Origin of the sequence: Burkholderia sp. AU33423 (genome assembly GCF_002223135.1) — a bacterium.
GTDB classification, from domain to species: Bacteria; Pseudomonadota; Gammaproteobacteria; order Burkholderiales; family Burkholderiaceae; genus Burkholderia; species Burkholderia lata_D.
Map to the genome: position 1 here is coordinate 1,459,158 of NZ_NKFH01000004.1, position 15,866 is coordinate 1,475,023.

Here is a 15,866-nt window from a genome sequence, read left to right on the forward strand (position 1 = left end):
AACCATGAGCAGCGACAACTCCTTGCAGACTCCCGCGCGACCGGCCACCGTCGATCCCGCCAGCGCCCGCCAGCAGCCGGCGGCCGACCACACCGCCGCGCCGCGCGCACCGGGCGGCCCAGGTGGTCCTGATGCCCGCACGCAACCGGCACCGGGCGGTGGTGCACCCGCAACGCCGCCGGCACCACCTGCACGGCGCAAGCGTCTGGTGCGCGCGCTCGTCGCCGTGTTCGTACTCGGCATCATCGGCTGGGGCATCTGGTACGTGATCGTCGGACGCTGGTACGAATCCACCGACAACGCGTACGCGCAAGGCAACGTCGTCGAGCTGACGCCGCAGGTGACGGGCACCGTCGTATCGATCGACGCGGACGACGGCAACTTCGTGCACGCCGGCACGCCGCTCGTCCGCCTCGACCCGAGCGACGCGCAGATCGCACTCGCGACCGCGCAGGCCGATCTCGCGGCAACGGTGCGCAAGGTGCGCGGCCTGTACAGCAACGAGCGCGGGCTCGCGAACAGCATCGATGGCGCACGCGCCGAACTCGATACGCGACGCACCGCGCTCGACAAGGCGAAAGCCGACTACAGCCGCCGCGAGGATCTCGGCCGCTCCGGCGCGATTTCACGCGAGGAGCTCGCGCATGCACGCGACACGCTGACGTCCGCGCAAAGCGCATACGCGGCCGCGCAAAGCGCGCTCGCGACGCTGAGCGAGCAGCACCAGACGAGCAAGGCGCTGATCGACGACACCGCAGTCGCGTCGCACCCGGACGTGCAGGCTGCGGCCGAACGGCTGCGAGCCGCCTACCTCGCGCATGCCCGCACCGACATCGTCACGCCCGTCACCGGCTATGTCGCGAAGCGGACGGTGCAGGTCGGGCAGCGCGTGTCGCCCGGCGTGCCGCTGCTCGCGGTCGTGCCGCTGCGCGAGCTGTGGGTCGACGCGAACTTCACCGAGAAGCAGCTCGAGCACATGCGCATCGGGCAGCCGGTCGAACTGACCGCCGACCTGTACGGCGACGCGGTGCGCTATACCGGCCGCGTGCAGAGCCTCGGCGTCGGCACCGGCAGCGCGTTCTCGCTGCTGCCCGCGCAGAACGCGACAGGCAACTGGATCAAGATCGTGCAGCGGCTGCCGGTCCGCATCGAACTGACCGACCCGGCGCAGCTCGACGCGCATCCGCTGCGCATCGGCCTGTCGATGCATGCACGCGTCGACCAGCACGACCGCAGCGGGGCGATGCTGGCGCATCGCGAGCAGCGCGCGCCGGTATTCCGGACCGACGTGTACCGCGACGAGCTCGCGCGTGCCGACAGCCTGATCGCCGACGTCATCCATGCGAACCAGCCGGCGGCGGTGCGCGCGGAGGCCGTGCGATGAGCGGCCCGATGGCGGCCGCCGACAGCGGCTTTCGTCCGTCGAGCGTCGGGCTGACGACCTTCGGCCTCGCGCTCGCGGTCTTCATGCAGGTGCTCGACGGCACCGTCGCGAACGTGTCGCTGCCAACGATCGCCGGCAACTTCGGCGTGAGCACGACGCAAAGCGCGTGGGTCGTCACGACGTTCTCGGTCAGCAACGCGATCGCGCTGCCGCTGACCGGGTTTCTCGTCAAGCGCGTCGGGCAGGTGCGGCTGTTCGTGTGGGCGACGCTCGCGTTCACGTTCGCGTCGCTCCTGTGCGGCTTCGCGCAGAACCTGCCGCAGCTCATCGCGTTCCGCGCGCTGCAGGGCCTGGTGGCCGGGCCGATGATCCCGACAACGCAGGCGCTGATGCTGTCGATCTACCCGCCGCAGCGGCGCGGCTTCGCGTTGTCGATGATCGCGATGGTCACCGTCGTCGCGCCGATCGCGGGGCCCGTGTTCGGCGGCTGGGTCACCGAGCATTACTCGTGGCGCTGGGCGTTCCTGATCAACCTGCCGATCGGCGTGTTCGCCGCGATGTGCGTGTTCGCGCAGATGCGTGCGCGCGTCGAGACGACGGTCGCCGCGCGTGTCGACTATGTCGGCCTCGCCGCGCTGATCGTCGGCGTCGGCGCGCTGCAGATCGTGCTCGACAAGGGCAACGAAGCCGACTGGTTCAACTCGACGTTCATCGTCGTGATGTCGGTGGTCGCGGCGTTCGGCATCGCGCTGTTCGTGATCTGGGAGCTCAACGAGCCGAATCCGATCGTGAACCTGCGGCTCTTCGCGCGTCGCAACTTCGCGGCCGGCACGCTGACGCTCGTGCTCGCCTATTCGGCGTTCTTCGCGGTCAACGTGATCGTACCGCAGTGGCTGCAGCGCACGCTCGGCTACACGGCGTTCTGGGCCGGGCTCGCGGTCGCGCCGATGGGCGTGATCCCGGTGCTGATGACGCCGTTCATGGGCAAGTACGCGCCGCGCTTCAACATGCGCGTGCTCGTGTGCTGCGCATTCGCGATCCTCGGCACGTCGTCGTTCCTGCGTGCGGGTTTCGTGCCCGACATCGACTTCACGCACATCGCGCTGATCCAGCTGCTGCAGGGCCTCGGCCTCGCGCTGTTCATCATGCCGATCAACAGCATCCTGCTGTCCGACCTGAAGCCGGACGAGATCGCCGCCGGCTCCGGCCTGTCGACGTTCCTGCGCACGCTCGGCGCGAGTTTCGCGGTGTCGATCACGTCGTTCCTGTGGGACCGGCGCGCCATTCTGCACCACGCCCAGCTCAGCGAGCACGTGAGCGCGTTCGATCCGGCCGTGCGTGCCGAAGTCGCCCGGCTCGGCGGTGGCGATCCGCAACGCGCGGCCACGCTGCTGAGCAACCTGGTCGATGCGCAGGCGTACCAGATCTCGTTCAACGACGTTTCGTTCGCGCTCGGCTGCGTGTATCTCGCCGTGATCGCGGTGGTCTGGCTCGCCCGTCCGCCGTTCGGCCCGGGCGCGGCCGCGAAACGATGAAGCGGGCGCTGCGCGGCCCGTTCCGACCCATGCTGTTCAATTCGATGGAGGTTGTCCCGATGCCTACCCACCACGCCGGCGCCATGCCGCCCGACCTGGCGACGCTCGCCGTATTCGACGTGACGGAATTTCCGTTCGTCGTCGTGCGCAACGATGCGATCGCATCCACCGGCTACGCGCAGCGCTGGCTCGACGACATGCACGTGCTGATGCGGCACGGCGAGCCGTTTGTCATGATCTTTCCGCCGGCCCGCCCGGACGAAGCGCACGACGACCGCAAGGAACGCGGCATGTGGCTCAAGCAGAACCGCGCCGCGCTCGCCGCGGTCTGCCGTGCGCTCATCACGATCGAACCGGACCCGGCCGAACGTGAAGCGGCCCGCGCGAACGCGTCCGGTATCGAAAAGGCGTTCGGCATTCCGTTCGACGTGGTGGCTTCGCTCGACGACGCGAAGCAGGCAGGCCGGCAACGTCTGGCTGAGGCGGTCTAGCGCGGCCCGTTCGCGCGCAACGTCTCGAACCGTTTGCGCAAGTCCGCCTGAATGCAGATTCCAACTAAGAGGCCAGTTCAAAAACCTTGCTCAGCTCGCCTGAAGACGTTCCAGCAGACGAGCGAGCAGCCAAGTTTCAAGAATGCTTCGTGAATGTCGGCACGTCGCTCGAAGCGCGTGCGTAGACGACGGAAATTATGGAGCCAGGAGTGCGTACGCTCGACCACCCAACGATACTTGCCGAGCCCGCTGCCGTGTTCGGTCCGGCGCTTCGCGATCACGGGCCTGATGCCGCGCTCACGCAGCGCACGTCGGTGTCGTGTGGAATCGTAGCCGCGATCGGCGTAGACGACGCCGGGCTTCTGAAGTGGTCGGCCACGGACACCGCGAATCGGCGGAATTGCATCAACGAGCGGCAGCAACTGCGTGACGTCGTTGGCGTTCGCGCCGGTCAGGATCGCGACGACGGGAACGCCGTTGGCGTCTACGAGGATGTGGTGCTTGGAACCGGGTCGCGCACGATCCGTGGGGTTCGGGCCAGTTTTTCGCCCGCCCCAACGGCGCGCACGGACGACGAATCGACCGCAGCGTATGACAGATCGATCTGGCCGGCCGCACGCAACTTGTCGAGCAGCAACTCGTGCAGTTGGTCCCATACACCAGCCTTTTGCCAGTCGTTCAATCGCCGCCAGCAAGTTGCGCCCGAGCCGAAGCCCAGCCGAGTCGGCAAGTGGTTCCAGCGGATTCCCGTTTTGAACACGAACAGGATGCCGTTGAGCGCCGCACGATCGCAAACGCGCGGACGACCAGGATCGCTCTTCGCACGAGGCTTCGCGGGCGGCAGCAATGGTTCGATCAGTATCCACAGTTCGTCGTCAATGATCGGCGCTTCCATCCTTGGGCTTCCGTTGTTCTGGTGCCCAAGGTTAACAGCTCGCCGAGGAAGTAAACAGCCCCCTCACGGGGTTTTTGAACTGACCTCTAAACGAACGGGGTGGCTTGTATGTATGGACTGGATTGTCTGAAATGGTTGGTACCCGGCGACACGGACGCGTCATGGCAGAGAATGACCGACGCAGCCGCCGGAATGGGGTTCGACAAGGTCGTGCTGATCGTGTTGCCGTTTGCCGGCGCGTCGTTCGATCTCGCGCGCAAATGGAGCAGCGGCGTGCCCGGCTGGACGGCGCTGTACCGGCAGCGCCAGTTCGACCGCGTCGACCCGATGCTGCGGCACTGCTTCCGTTCGGCACTGCCGCTCGTCTGGGACGACGCACTGTTCGCGCTGCCGGAGCAGCGCCCGTGTTACGAAGCGGCCGCCGCGTACGGCATGCGCAGCGGCGTCGTGCTGCCGGTGCGCGGCGCGAAGGGGGAGGTCGGCATGCTGTTGTGCGCGAGTACGGACGAGCTCGCTGCCACGCGCGAGCACTGCGACCGCCATCTCGCGGTGCTGACGCTGCTGCGCGACGTCGCGTGCGAAGCGATCGCCGGCACGCGCTGCCATGCGCCGCCGGACAGCGTGCCGAGGCTCAGCCGTCGGGAAGTCGAATGCCTGCGCTGGCACGCGGCCGGCAAGACGTCATGGGAAATCGGCCACATCCTGAACGTGACCGAGTCGTGCATCAATTTCCACTTCATGAACATCCGCCGCAAGTTCAACGTGTCACGTCGGCATGAAGCCGTGCTGCGTGCGGTCGAGTGGGGCTTGATCAGCATTTCCGACGTGACGGTGCCGACCTGATGCCGGTGCGTCGTCGAGCCAGCGGTCCAGAAACGCGCTGAGCCATGCGGCCGTCGCGCGGTCGTGCCGCCGGCCTTCGCGTGCCTGCGTCGCGAGATCCTGCGCACCGGGCGCCGACAGCTTGTGCGCGGCGGCCGTGCTCCAGCGCCGCATCATCGGATAGCTCACTTCCGGATGGAACTGGACGCCATACGCGCGCGGCCCGTAGCGCACGGCCTGGTTCTCGAAGTGCTCGCCGGTCGCGAGGATCTCGAGCCCGGCCACGCGCTCGAAGCCCTCGCGATGCCACTGGTAGACGTGCGACGGCCACGACCCGAGCCGGCGGCCGGCGGGCGTCGCGGCGATCGGCCAATAACCGATTTCCGCGCGCCCGTCGCGATGCGCGGTGACGCGGCCGCCCAGGTGACGGATCATCATCTGCGCACCGAGGCAGACACCGAGGAAGGGCGCAGACTCGCACAGCGGCACGCCGATCCAGTCGATTTCGTCCTGAATCCAGCGATCGCCGTCGTTGGCGCTCATCGGGCCGCCGAACACCACGGCCCCCGCATGGTCGGACAACGTTGCCGGCAGCGGATCGCCGAGCGGCGGGCGGCGAATGTCGAGCGGACGGCCGCGAGCGGCCAGCAGCCGGCCGATCCGGCCAGGGCTCGACTGTTCGCGATGCAGGACGATCAGGATCGGACGAAGGGCGGAGTGCGTCATGTCGGTCGGGAGGGTCGTGAGTTCGGGAGGTCGTGACGGTCGTCATGCAGGACGTCAGCCCGGCTGGCCGCGCAGCGCGTCGAACGACACCATCACCTGTTCGCGATACGCGGGCCGTCGGCACAGCCGGGCATACCAGGCCTCGACGTGCGGCAATGGCGGCCGCTCGACGTCGAGCGCGAAATAGCGGAACAGCGTCGCGCCGGCCGGAATGTCGGCCAGGCCCGGCGTCGCCCCGCCTAGGAAGGGCTGGGTCGACAACAGCCGGTCGAGCAGCTGGAAATGCGTCGCGCTGCGCGCGGCCTTGTCGCGCACGAGCGCGTCGTCGCGCCGCTCCGGCGGCGTTCGCACGAGCGCCCAGAACAGCCCGGTCATCACGTCGGGTTCGAGCGCGGTCTGCGACCAGTCCATCCAGCGCTCCGCGCGCGAACGGGCGAACGCGTCGCGGCACCAGAACGGATTGTTCGGCACGCGCGCGGCGAGATAGCGCAGGATCGTGTGCGACTCCCACACGACGTCGCCGTCCCAGTCGATCACCGGAATCCGGCAGGTCGGGTTCAGCGCCGCGAACGCGGGCGTCTGCAGCGAACCGTGTTCGCCGCCGGCCGCGATGTGCCGGTACGGCACGCCCAGCTCGCCGATCAGCCACAACACCTTCTGCACGTTGAACGACGTGCGGCGGCCCCAGACGGTCAGCATCGCGCGGCATCCTCGCAAGCGGTGGCCTGCTGCGCGCACGCCGCATAGCGATCGAGACCGGCCGCGAGATCGGCGATCAGGTCGTCCGGATCCTCGAGGCCGATATGCAGGCGCACGCCGCAGCTGTCGGCCGGCCAGCGTGCCGCGAGGCCGTGCGCGTCCAACTCGAACGGCAACGCGAGGCTCTCGTAGCCGCCCCACGAATAGCCGAGCCCGAACAGCGCGAGGTGGTCGAGAAACGCTTCGACCGCGTGCGGCGGCGCCGGCTGCAGCACGATCGAGAACAGCCCCGACGCGCCACGAAAATCGCGGCGCCACAGCGCATGTCCGTCGTCGCCGGGCAGGGCCGGATACAGCACGCGCTGCACTTCGGGGCGCGCTGCGAGCCAGGTCGCGACCGCGAGCGCATTGCGCTGGTGCTGCCGCAACCGCACGCCGAGCGTGCGCAACCCGCGCAGGGCGAGATAGACGTCGTCGGGGCCGGCGCACAGCCCGAGATCGCCATGCAGTTGCTTCAACGCGGGCCAGGCGCGCTCGCTGGCCGACACGGTGCCGAGCATCGCGTCGGAATGCCCGACCAGATACTTGGTGCCGGCCTGGATCGACAGGTCGATGCCGAACGCATGCGGCTGGAAGAAGAGCGGCGTGGCCCAGCTGTTGTCCGCGATGACCAGCGCGCCGTGCGCCTGCGCGAGGCGGACGAGTGCCGGGATATCGTGCATGTCGAACGTGTAGGAGCCCGGCACTTCGATGTACAACGCACGCGTGTTCGCACGGAATGCGGCCGCGACGGGCGTACTGCCGTCGTACCAGGTCGTCTCGACGCCGAGGCGCGCGAGCACGCCTTCGCACGCATGGCGCACCGGGCCGTAGACCGATGCCGTCATCAGCAGGTGATCGCCGGGCTTCAGGCACGACAGCAGCGCGAGCGTGCACGCGGACAAACCCGACGGGCACAGCACCGCGCCGGCGCCGCCTTCGAGGCGCGTCACCGCGCGCTCGAGCGCGTCGGTCGTCGGCGTGCCGCGGCGGCCGTAGATATACGGCTGCGTGCGGTTCAGCAGATCGGACACCGTCGGGCTGAGCACGGTCGACGCGTGATAGACGGGCGGATTGACGAAGCCGTGCCAGGCCGCGCTATCGCGGCCCGCGTGCATGAGCCGCGTGTCTTCGTGCATGCCGTCGTTCAATCGATCACGCAGGGTGCCGCCCGATTGCGACGGATGTGCGGCGGACTTCAAGGCCATAGCGCGCACCGTTCCCAGCGCTGACCGGCGCGACGATACGCCTGCCGCGCGAAACGACGCGCGCTGTCGGCACGCCAGAATTCGGCTTCGTCCGGCGCGAGCGTGTACAGGTGCCAGTCGTCCGACACGAGGGCAGGGTCGGCGACCAGCCGCGCGAGCTGCGCGTCGATCGCGCGCGTCAGGTCGGCGGGATCGTCGAGCCGCTCGCTTTGCCGGCCGGCCAGGATGCTCGCGCGCGAGCGCTCGGGGCGGCCCGCGAAATCCGCGCGGCCTTCGGCGGCCGGCAGCCGCTCGACCGGGCCGCTCAGGCGGACCTGGCTCGCGATCGCCGGCCAATAGAACGTCAGCGCGGCGAACGGCCGGTTTTCGATCTGGCGCCCCTTGGGGCTGCGCGTGCTCGCCGCGAAATGCCAGCCGCGCGCGTCGACGTTCAGCAGTACGACGGAGCGCGCATCGGGCCGCCCGTCCGGGCGAACCGTCGACAGCGTCATCACCTGCGGTTCGACGGCGCCTGCGCCAACGGCTTCGTCGAGCCAGCGTTCGAATTGCGCTTGCGGCGTGTCGGGCCAGTCCTCGGCCGGAACGTGCGGCGCCGCATGTGCGAGGGTTTTCAGCGCCTTCAGGCGCGTGGCGATCGTATCCATGCGGGCCTCAGGCGATGCCGAATTGCGTCGCGCGGGCGATCAGCCGATGCGCGGCGAGATAGTCGGGGACTTCCGCGAGGAAACCGTCGACGACGGCCGCGGCCACGCGGCGGCCGCCGGATTCGCGTCGTGCGGTGTCGAACGCGTCGATCACGCGGCGGGCGAGGGCGACTTCATCGGCCGTCGGCGTCAGCACGCGATTCACGACCGGCACGAACTGCCCGTTGACGATCGCCTTGGCCTGGTATCCCAGGCCGCGCGACACGCGCATGTCGAGTTCCGCGCCTTCGTTGTCGGCATAGCTGTACGGACAGTCGATCGCGGTGACGCCGACCGCCGCGCATTCCACCCGAAAGCGCGAGCGCACGTAGTCGAGCTCGCGGCCCGCGCGGGTGCGCTCGGCCGCCATGTCGGCCACCATGTCCTCAGTCGCGACCAGCACGGCCGACACGCGCGGGCTCGAGCGCGCGATCGCCATCGTGTTCACGAGGCCCAGCGTCGTCTCGATGTTCGGCACCAGTTCGGTCGAGCCGGGCGCGATATCGTATTCGCGCTCGAACCGCGTGACCGCTTCGTCGAGCGCGACGACCTGCTCGGGCGTGGCGACGTACGACATCATCACGATGTCAGGCCGGCCGCGCATCGCGGCGCGCAGGTCGTCGATACCGCCCGCATCGAGGGGATTCACGCGCACGGACGCAAGGATGCCGGCCTCGCGCCAGCCCGCGAGCACGCGTTCGCTGAGTTCGCGCGCGGCCGGACGACGGTCCGGCGGCGTAAAGGTTTCGAGTTCCTGGATCAATACGTCAGCGCCGCTCGCGGCGCCGTCGACGAGCGCATCGTGATCGGCGCCGGCGAGGAACAGCCAGGAGCGGCGCAGGCGGGAAGGGCGTCGGTGGGTCGTTGTCATGCGTGGTTTCCTGTAGGGCGTGTGGTACGCGTATCGACGGCGCGGGCGTTCAGCCGGCACGCATCATCTGGTTGAAGATGTTCTTGCGATGCATTTCCTCGGTGCCGCCGACGCTCATGAAACCCAGCGCGTCCGACGCGAATGCGGCCACCGGCCCGGCCTGGTAGCCGAGGCTGCCGTACAGCCGCACGAGGCCGAGCGCGCCGTCGACGAGGTCCTGCGCGCCGACCAGCTTCGCGATCGAGCAGGTCATCAGTGCCTGCGGGTGATCCGTCAGCAACTGCGCGAGCGCGCCGCGCGCGAGCCACGTGCCGCGCTCGATGCCGATCTGCAGGTCGACCAGACGGCGCTGCACGTACTGGTGCGCGTCGATCGTGCTGTCGAAGCTGCGCCGGTCGCGGCAATAGTTGATCGCGTCGCGCAGATACGGTGCCGTCACCTGCGCGGCGACGAGCCCGTAGTAGAGGCGGCCGAGCGAGATGATGTCGATCAGGTTGCCGAGTCCCGCGCCCGGTTCGCCCAGCAGCTGGCCGCGCGTAATCGGACAGTCGTCGAAGTGCAGCGCGCCGGTGGGCAGGTCGTCGAGGCCGAGCTTGCGGTCGGGTTCGGCGACCGTCATGCCCGGCTGGTCGCGATCGACGATCACGAGCGCGGTGTTGCGTCGGCCGAGCGTCTCGATGCGCGTGACGACGAGGATGAAGCGCGCGAGCGGCGCGTGCGCGATGTTGAATTTGCTGCCGGTCAGCCGGTAGCCGTCACCGTGCTCGGCCAGCTTCGTCGCGATGCTGCGCACGTCGGTGCCGGTGCCCGGTTCGGCGATCGCCGTCGCGCTCAGTTCGCCGCGCAGGATCGCGCCGAAATAGCGGTCCTGCTGGGTCGCCGTGCCGTATCGCTCGAGCGCACGCACCATGCCGGCCTGCGCGATCACCGACAGCAGCAGCGCCGGGCGGCGGATCGACGATGCGAGCCCCTCGAGCGCCGCGGAAAAGTGCCACCAGCCGTGACCGTCGCCGCCGTATGTCTCCGGCACGATCATGTCCCACAGTCCTTCCTGGCCAAGCCGGGTCCAGCCGGCCTGGTCAAATCCGGCCGGCGTGCGAGCGTCGCGCTCCGCGGCGGCGATCTCCGTGCCGATGTCGCGAAAGCGCGCGAGCGTCGCATGCTGTTCCTGCGTCCAGTCAAAGGGCATCTGTCGTGTCTCCGGTCGAAGCGGCGCGGCCTTGGACGGCGCGCCAGCGATGCCGACAAGGTTACGGGGGCAGGGACAGTGCAGGTACTGGCAATAGTGGTAGTTGCACGGTGAATGAGCGACGTCAGCCGCCTGACCGGACGCCGCCTATAATCGCTATCAGCTTCTCCAAGAAATCGCGGTTACCAAGGTGGGGGGTGTCCAAATGGGACAGTGCCGTCGCATCTGTTCGCGCTTCGTCCTCGCAAGCTCGATCGCTGGTCTGACAATACTGGCGTGCCCGGGACACGCGCGCGCCGAGGAGGATCCTTCGAGTTCGCCGAGCGGACTCAAACCATCGGGGAGAACGCTCAACGTGTATGCGGTGTATGGCGACGGACGCGCGACCGAGGGTGGCGACATGCATTGGCGTGCGTACGAAGTCGGCTTCGGTGACGTCTTGAACGATTACCTGTCGGTCTACCTCGCGTACATGAACGAGGGGCATCCGCTGGATCACCACCGTGACGGTTTTGCCGCCCTGGGTTCGTTTCGCTGGCCGGTCGGCAGTCGTCTGGCGCTCGAATTTTCGGCGGGCCCGTATTTCAGCATGGACACGACACATGTCGACGACCAGCCACGCAATGACAAGCGCTGGGGCGTGCGCGCGTCGGCAGCGGTGCGGTATTACGTCGTTCCCAATCGCTTCTTCCTCAAGCTGCAGTACAACCACGTTCAGATGATCGGCGGATTCAATTCCGACGCGGTGCTCTTCGGTATCGGCTCGGATTTCGGCGGCAATCCTGGCCCGGCGTTTTCGGACGGCAAGACGCAGCTCGGCGTTTGGGCCGGAACATCGCAGACGAACCGTCCTCAAGTGCCGATCGAAAAGGGATACATGGTCGAAGTCAAGCGGCCGCTCGGCAATGCGTGGGCCTATTCGGCGAGCTTCGTCTATGAAGGCAACAATGGCGTTGCCGGCCGACGAGGCGTGGCCGCGCAATTCTGGTACGTCGCGCCGATCAAGAGCAAATGGACGCTTTCGGCAGGCGTCGGTCCGTATCTCTCGCGGGATCGGAACGAGGTCTCGGGCAGGACGCGACTCAATGCGTTGCTCAGCGCGCAAGTGGCCTATCAGATTACGAACGATTGGGAGGCGAGCTTGCGCTTCAATCGTGTCGCAACCCGCAACGACAAGGACCAGGACATGTTCATGGTCGGCGTGGCGCACAATTTCTAGGGGATGACCTTGAATCGGTTCGGCTCGCGCATGCTCATGGTGATCAGTCCAGGCTGGCCCACGATGCCTACTTAGTTCGCGATTTTTCCGGTGATAATGTTGATTATGTCAAATGCGATATTTCAGCCCCAAACCCCACGGCAAGCAGCCTCCAACCGACCGCTGCCGCACTTTTGAGCGCCTTCGAAACGCTCAGGCAACCGGATTCAACCACTCCGTCAGCCCTTCACGCGCGTTCAACTCGAGGAACGTCGGCATCGCGCGAAGCTTGTGGATATAGCGCCCCAGATTCGCCCACGTCGTTGCCGGGCGCGGCATGTTGCGCGTCCAGCGCATGAGCATCAGCGCCAGGAAGTCGACCGTGCTCAACCGATCGTTGATCAAATACGAACGGCCATCGGACAGCAGATCGTCGAGATGCGCCATCGACGCCTCGACTTGCCCCTGCGAAAAAGCCTTCACCATTTCAGCGCACCGCGGATCGCCATCCGTCTCCGCATAAAACCAGTTTCGCATCGCCGGCAAGACGGAATTGGCGAGATAGATCATCATCTCGAACCACTCGGCACGTTCAGGCGAGCCCGGATGCGGAGCCAGGCGCGCCTCCGGATGACGTTCGGCGAGCAGCATCAGCAACGCGGTCGATTCGGTCCGCGGTACGCCGTCGACGACCAGCGTCGGCACTCGGCCCGCGGGATTCAACCGCAGGTACTCGGGCGTATGCTGCGCCCCCGTATCGATATCGACGAGGCGCGTTTCGAACGGCACGCCGAGTTCGATCAACATCCAGTGCACGGCCATGCTTGCCGCGCCGGGCGAGTAATACAGAACGTAGGACATCGTCTGAATTCGTCTCCTTGAATTGAATCGTCTTTGAACCGTCTGCACGGCAATCGCATTTAATCAACACAACGCTCGACAATCACCTGTCGAAGCGATCTCACTCCCCCACCACCTCCGCCTGCCGATCGTCCCGCTTTGCCACCGCCACCCGCCTGCCGCGTCGCCCGACCGACGCCACGACCCGAAACGCCACCGGCGCGAACACGAGCCCGAACACCGTCGCCGCCAGCACACCGCCGAACGCGCCCGTGCCGATCGACCGCCGGCTTTCCGCCCCCGCGCCCGTCGCCAGCACCAGCGGCACGACGCCCAGCAAGAACGCCATCGACGTCATCACGATCGGCCGGAAGCGCGCGGCGGCCGCATCGACCACCGCCTGCCGCAACGGCACGCCGTGCCCGGCGAGATCGCGCGCGTACTGCACGATCAGGATCGCGTTCTTCGCGGCCAGCCCGACCACAGTGATCATCCCGACCTTGAAATACACGTCGTTCGGCATCCCGCGCGCGAGCGCCGCCGCGATCGCACCCATCATGCCGAGCGGCACGATCGTCAGCACGGACAGCGGAATCGTCCAGCTTTCGTACAGCGCGGCCAGCGCCATGAAAACCGCGAGCACCGACAACCCGACGAGCAGCGGCGTCTGCCGCGCGGCGACCTGCTCCTCGCGCGCCGCATCGACCCAGTCGAAGCCGATCCCGGCCGGCAGCGCAGCGGCAAGCCGCTCCATCTCCGCCATCGCCACGCCCGAACTCGTGCTGGTCGCTGCCCGGCCGCTGATGTCGAGCGACGGATAGCCGTTGTAACGGTTCAGCATCACCGGCCCGATCGTCCAGTGCGGCGCGGCAATGGCCGACAGCGGCACCATGTCGCCGGTGCGGTTCGGCACCGTCAGCGCCATCAGCTGCGTATCGGTCGCGCGTGCGACCGGATCGGCCTCGATGATCACCCGCCGCATCCGGCCCGACGCCGGAAAGTCGTTGATGTAGTTCGAGCCGAACGTGCCGCCCAGCAGCCCCGCGATCCGCTCGAACGGCACGCCGAGCGCGTACGCCTTCGCGCGATCGACATCGAGCTCGATACGCGGTGCGTCCGGCAGGTCTTCGAAATGCACGGCCGAGAGCAACGGACTCGCCTTCGCGCGCTCGGCAAGCTGCTCGCGGGCCGCTTTCAACGCGTCGAGCCCGACCCCGCCGCGATCCTCGAGCCGGAACGTGAAGCCGTCGGAATGCCCGATACCGCGCACCGAAGGCGGCAGCGCCGCCTCGACGTCGCCGTCGAGGATCGCACTGAACCGCCCGTTGAGCCGGTCGCGCAACGCCATTGCATCGACGTCGCGCTTCGCCCAGTCCTTCAGTTCCACGAACGCCATCCCGACGTTCTGCCCGCTGCCGACGAAACTCCAGCCGATCACGCTCGTCACGTTCGCAATCGCCGGCTCCCCGTGCAGGATGGCCTCCACCCGCTCGACGACCGCGAGCGTGCGCGCCTGCGTGGCGCCGGCCGGCAACTGGATCATCACCTGCAGTTGCCCCTGGTCCTCGGTCGGCAGGAAGCCGCCCGGCATCATCCAGTACAGCAGCCCGCATCCGATCACGAGCACCGCATAGACGGCCACGACCATGCCGGTGCGGCGCACGGCAAACACGGCGACGCGGCGATAATCGGTTTCGGCGCGCGCGAAAGCCGCACCGAAGCGGTCGGCCAGGCGCGCGCCGATGCCGCGTCGGCGCGCACGGCCGGCGCCGCCATCGTGTCGCGCGACCGGCTTCAACAGGTTCGCGCACAGCGCGGGCGTGAGCGACAGCGCCATGAACGACGACACCAGCATCGACGCGATCATCGCGACCGCGAACTGCCGGTAGATGCCGCCGACGCTGCCCGGGAAAAACGCCATCGGCACGAACACGGCGGTCAGCACCGCGGTCACGCCGACGATCGCCCCGCCGATCCGCTTCATGGCCCGGCGCGTGGCGTCGCGCGGCGACACGCCCTCCTCCATCACGCGATGCACGCTCTCGACGACGACGATCGCATCGTCGACCAGGATGCCGATCGCCAGCACGAGGCCGAACATCGTGAACACGTTGATCGACAGCCCGAACGCCCACATCGCGACGAACGCGCCCATCAACGTGACCGGAATCACGACGGTCGGCACCAGCGTGTAGCGCAGGTCGCGCAGGAACAGCCACATCACGCAGAACACCAGCACGACGGCCTCGACGAGCGTCAGCACGACTTCGTGGATCGCGATCTTGACGAAGTGCGCTCCGTCGAACGGAATCTCGACGGCGACGCCCGGCGGCAGCGTCCGTGACAGCTCCGCGAGCCGCGCGCGGATCGCATTCGACGTTTCGAGCGCGTTGCCGCGCGGGCCGAGCTGGATGCCGACCGTCGCGGCCGGCCGGCCGTTCAGTCGCGAATAGAACGAATAGTCGTCGCGGCCGATCTCGACGCGCGCGACATCGCCCACGCGCACTACCGAGCCGTCCTGTTTCGACTTCAGCACGATCCGGCCGAACTCCTCGGGCGACGTGAGCTGGCCCTTGACCACGACCGTCGCGGTGAGCTGCTGGCCGCGCACGAACGGCGCATCGCCGATCGCGCCAGCCGTGACCGTCGCGTTCTGCGCGCTGATCGCCGTGATCACGTCGTCGGCGCCGAGGTCGTATTCGCGCAACTTGACCGGATCGAGCCAGACCCGCAGCGCCTCGTCGGCATCCCACAGCTCGGCCGCGCCCACCCCCGGCGCACGCTTCAGCTCGCGCAGCACGTAGCGGTTCAGGTAATCGCCGAGCTGCGCGGAATCGCGCGTGCCGTCGGTCGACGTCAGCGTGACGAGCATCAGGAACGTGTTCGCCGCCTTGAACACGCCGATCCCCTGCTGGACGACCTGCTGCGGCAGCCGCGGCTCGACCTGCTTCAACCGGTTGTTGACGTCGACGAGCGCGATGTCCGGATCGGTGCTCGGCGAAAACGTCACGTCGATCTCGAGGTTGCCGTGGCCGTCGCTGCTCGTCTCGTAGTACAGCAGCCCGTCGGCGCCGTCGAGGCTTTCCTCGATGATGCTGCCGACGTCGGCATCGACCGTCTCGGTCGACGCGCCCGGATAGGACGCGGTGATCACGACCCGCGGCGGCGCCAGGCGCGGATACTGCGCGATCGGCAGTTGAGGAATGGCCAGCACGCCCGCGACGACGATCGCGAGTGCGACGATCCACGCAAAGACGGGACGGTCGATGAAGAATGACGGCATCGG

General features: G+C 67.8%; 15 protein-coding genes. 5 read left to right on the forward strand and 10 right to left on the reverse strand.

Annotated elements, in window-relative coordinates; genetic code table 11:
• Positions 1–4: 4 nt before the first annotated feature.
• Genes CFB50_RS09470 through CFB50_RS09480 form a run of 3 tightly spaced genes read left to right on the forward strand, consistent with a single transcriptional unit; the run spans position 5 to position 3,410 of the window.
• Positions 5–1,384 carry an HlyD family secretion protein gene (locus tag CFB50_RS09470; protein ID WP_089445683.1) on the forward strand — a complete coding sequence of 460 codons (1,380 nt, stop codon included), beginning with the start codon at positions 5–7 and terminating at the stop codon, positions 1,382–1,384.
• On the forward strand, positions 1,381–2,919 hold the full coding sequence (locus tag CFB50_RS09475; protein WP_089445684.1) for a DHA2 family efflux MFS transporter permease subunit: 1,539 nt from the start codon (positions 1,381–1,383) through the stop codon (positions 2,917–2,919). The genes CFB50_RS09470 and CFB50_RS09475 overlap by 4 nt, the downstream gene beginning before the upstream one ends.
• A 59-nt stretch (positions 2,920–2,978) precedes the next feature.
• Positions 2,979–3,410 (forward strand): hypothetical protein, encoded by a 432-nt coding sequence (locus CFB50_RS09480; RefSeq protein WP_256978860.1) that lies wholly within the window; start codon positions 2,979–2,981, stop codon positions 3,408–3,410.
• Positions 3,411–3,487: 77 nt separating this feature from the next.
• On the opposite strand, the gene CFB50_RS39940 is transcribed toward CFB50_RS09480, so the two are convergent.
• Positions 3,488–4,003 (reverse strand): IS5 family transposase, encoded by a 516-nt coding sequence (locus CFB50_RS39940; RefSeq protein ID WP_256978984.1) that lies wholly within the window; start codon positions 4,001–4,003, stop codon positions 3,488–3,490.
• Entirely contained in the window at positions 3,895–4,305 is a 411-nt protein-coding gene (locus tag CFB50_RS39945) for a transposase (protein ID WP_256978861.1), read from the reverse strand. The genes CFB50_RS39940 and CFB50_RS39945 overlap by 109 nt, the downstream gene beginning before the upstream one ends.
• Before the next feature lie 108 nt (positions 4,306–4,413).
• Between CFB50_RS39945 and CFB50_RS09490 the strand changes: the two genes are divergently transcribed.
• A complete protein-coding gene (locus CFB50_RS09490; RefSeq protein ID WP_083265881.1) occupies positions 4,414–5,148 on the forward strand; it encodes an autoinducer binding domain-containing protein in 735 nt (244 codons plus the stop codon).
• Here the strand turns inward: CFB50_RS09490 and CFB50_RS09495 are convergent.
• From CFB50_RS09495 to CFB50_RS09520, 6 genes are read right to left on the reverse strand one after another with little or no spacing between them, the layout of a single operon-like run.
• Positions 5,071–5,853 carry a glutamine amidotransferase gene (locus CFB50_RS09495; RefSeq protein ID WP_089445686.1) on the reverse strand — a complete coding sequence of 261 codons (783 nt, stop codon included), beginning with the start codon at positions 5,851–5,853 and terminating at the stop codon, positions 5,071–5,073. The two genes, CFB50_RS09490 and CFB50_RS09495, sit on opposite strands and share 78 nt — an antisense overlap.
• 54 nt (positions 5,854–5,907) lie before the next feature.
• Complete coding sequence (locus CFB50_RS09500; protein WP_089445687.1) at positions 5,908–6,552, reverse strand: glutathione S-transferase family protein; 645 nt, start codon at positions 6,550–6,552, stop codon at positions 5,908–5,910.
• Complete coding sequence (metC, locus tag CFB50_RS09505) at positions 6,546–7,730, reverse strand: cystathionine beta-lyase (protein ID WP_089446082.1); 1,185 nt, start codon at positions 7,728–7,730, stop codon at positions 6,546–6,548. The genes CFB50_RS09500 and metC overlap by 7 nt, the downstream gene beginning before the upstream one ends.
• A 59-nt stretch (positions 7,731–7,789) precedes the next feature.
• Positions 7,790–8,443, reverse strand: coding sequence for a pyridoxine/pyridoxamine 5'-phosphate oxidase (locus CFB50_RS09510; RefSeq protein WP_089445688.1), 654 nt, complete (start codon positions 8,441–8,443; stop codon positions 7,790–7,792).
• Positions 8,444–8,450: 7 nt separating this feature from the next.
• Positions 8,451–9,353, reverse strand: a complete 903-nt coding sequence (locus CFB50_RS09515; RefSeq protein ID WP_069248017.1) for an HpcH/HpaI aldolase/citrate lyase family protein — start codon at positions 9,351–9,353, stop codon at positions 8,451–8,453.
• Between the two features lie 49 nt (positions 9,354–9,402).
• Positions 9,403–10,542 carry an acyl-CoA dehydrogenase family protein gene (locus CFB50_RS09520; protein WP_089445689.1) on the reverse strand — a complete coding sequence of 380 codons (1,140 nt, stop codon included), beginning with the start codon at positions 10,540–10,542 and terminating at the stop codon, positions 9,403–9,405.
• A gap of 205 nt (positions 10,543–10,747) precedes the next feature.
• On the opposite strand from CFB50_RS09520, the gene CFB50_RS09525 reads away from it, so the two are divergent.
• A complete protein-coding gene (locus CFB50_RS09525; RefSeq protein WP_089445690.1) occupies positions 10,748–11,761 on the forward strand; it encodes a hypothetical protein in 1,014 nt (337 codons plus the stop codon).
• Positions 11,762–11,953: 192 nt separating this feature from the next.
• On the opposite strand, the gene CFB50_RS09530 is transcribed toward CFB50_RS09525, so the two are convergent.
• Entirely contained in the window at positions 11,954–12,601 is a 648-nt protein-coding gene (locus CFB50_RS09530) for a glutathione S-transferase family protein (protein ID WP_089445691.1), read from the reverse strand.
• Positions 12,602–12,701: 100 nt separating this feature from the next.
• Positions 12,702–15,863, reverse strand: coding sequence for a multidrug efflux RND transporter permease subunit (locus tag CFB50_RS09535; protein WP_089445692.1), 3,162 nt, complete (start codon positions 15,861–15,863; stop codon positions 12,702–12,704).
• Positions 15,864–15,866 lie beyond the last annotated feature (3 nt).